At 68.8% G+C, this 1,235-nt stretch carries 1 protein-coding gene; it reads right to left on the bottom strand.

Going from position 1 to position 1,235, the window contains the following annotated elements; all coding sequences use genetic code 11:
- The coding region (locus HUA74_RS44890) for an IS256 family transposase (RefSeq protein WP_174459503.1) at positions 1-1,117 on the bottom strand (1,117 nt) is incomplete at its 3' end.
- Positions 1,118-1,235: the final 118 nt, after the last annotated feature.

Below are 1,235 nucleotides of genomic sequence, written 5' to 3'. Positions count from 1 at the left end.
CCCAGATGCCAGAGACTTCGAGGGCGACGGCGGTGATGAGGCGCAGTGCGCTGGCGCGGTCCGGGAAGGCGCCCACGGAGCGGATGCGGCGCTTGACTTCGCCATGGAGTCGCTCCAGGCCGTTGGTGCTGCGAAGCCGCTTCCAGTGGGCCTTGGGGAAAGAGAAGAAGCAGGTGGCCGGGGCAAAGCCCTCGCGCAAGCACTCCATGGCCTCGGGGACCTGGCGGCCCAGGCCGGCCTGGAGCGCCTCCAGACGCTTCCTGGCGTCCTGGAGAGTCGGTGCCTCGAAGACGGCTGAGGTCTCCTTGCCGAGGCGGCCTCGCAGTCGCCAGGGGGCCTTGGCGAGGACGTTCCGGGTGAGGTGCACCGTGCAACGCTGGAGTCGGGCCTCGGGCAGCGACTGCCGGGCCGCGGCGGCCAGCCCCGCGTGTCCGTCGGCGATGACAAGCCGCACACCCCTCAGGCCTCGCTCGAGCAACTGGCGAAGCAGTTCCAGCCACGAGTCCATCGACTCGCTGCCACCCAGAGTCACGGCCAGCAGATGCCGGTGCCCATCCTCTCCCACGCCGTAGGCCACCAGGGCCGAGACGTTCTGCACCGTGCGCGCCCACCTCGCGTCCAGGAAGGTGGCATCCAGGTAGAGGTAGGGGAAGGCCTGGGTGAGGGGTTGGGTGCGCAGGCCCTCCACTTTCTGTTCCAGGGACTTCGTCACCCGGCTCACCGTCGAGCGCGAAACCTCCTCGCCCATGAGCGCCCTGGTCACCCGGCCCATCTTCCTCGTGGAGACGCCCTGCACGTACGCGCTGGTAATCGCCTCGTCGAGCTCTTCGCTGCGCCGCTTGTAACGGCCCAGCACGGCCTCCGCCGAGCCGCTGGCCCTCGTCCGAGGCACGGCCACCTCCAGGTGCCCCATGGACGTCAAGAGGCCTCGCAGGTAGCTGCCATTGCGCTGGTCCTTGCGCCCAGCCACCTGCTGCCAGCGCCCGGCCCCCACCAGGCCCCGAATCTCCTCCTCCAGCAGCATCTCCAACGTCATGCGGATGGCTCCCAGGAAGAGTGCGCGCACGTCGGTGCGCACCTCCTCGTGCGAGGGCGCGGCAAACTCGGTATCGTCCACGGCGGGAACTCCTCGGCTCCCCTGCCAGGGGGAGACCGTCTCGGTTGGTTTCACCGAGGAGCTTCCCTCTTTCACGCTCATCCCTGCTCGCCGACTACACACTTATAGGGACACGACC

The organism is Myxococcus sp. CA051A, assembly GCF_013336705.1.
In the GTDB taxonomy this organism is placed as follows: domain Bacteria; phylum Myxococcota; class Myxococcia; order Myxococcales; family Myxococcaceae; genus Myxococcus; species Myxococcus llanfairpwllgwyngyllgogerychwyrndrobwllllantysiliogogogochensis.
This window is presented reverse-complemented; position numbering and strand designations above follow the sequence as displayed.